Annotated in this window: 1 protein-coding gene; it reads right to left on the bottom strand. The window is 42.2% G+C overall.

What is annotated here, in order from left to right; genetic code table 11:
* A partial coding sequence (locus tag ACO0KV_RS18400) for a LysM peptidoglycan-binding domain-containing protein (RefSeq protein WP_423044610.1) occupies positions 1–421 on the bottom strand: 421 nt, incomplete at its 3' end.
* Positions 422–438 lie beyond the last annotated feature (17 nt).

Raw genomic sequence — 438 nt, 5'->3', positions numbered from 1 at the left:
TGTTGTTGAGGCGAACCAGTGCTTGGGTAGTGGTTCTATTTTCCTTGGCGATCGACGCTAACGTATTACCAGCTTTCACTTGGTAAGTTTTACGCTGATAGTTACCAGGCGTACCTTTGTCTTTCTGCAAGAGTATTTCCCTCTTCACTTTGGGGCTGTATAGCTTAACGATCTGCTCTTCAGAAAAGGCTTTGATGATCTTGACAAGCTTCATCTCATCATTCAAAAACCGTTTCACATAGATGCCGATATCGTCACCCAGTTTGGCATGAACGTGCCCAATTTTTCCTTGTGCATCTGTCACGCCTTCGTGTATCAATTCGTTGCCAATTTTGACGGCAACCTTCAGACCAGAAATGCCAGCGTTTAATGCATCCAACAAAATAATATGTACCTTACTTTGATCATTTTCTTTATTCATGTATGTGTTCTCCAACG

Source organism: Undibacterium sp. RuRC25W, assembly GCF_049339825.1.
In the GTDB taxonomy this organism is placed as follows: domain Bacteria; phylum Pseudomonadota; class Gammaproteobacteria; order Burkholderiales; family Burkholderiaceae_D; genus Undibacterium.
Note: the sequence above shows the minus strand (reverse complement) of the source record. Positions and strands in the feature narration are given on the sequence as shown.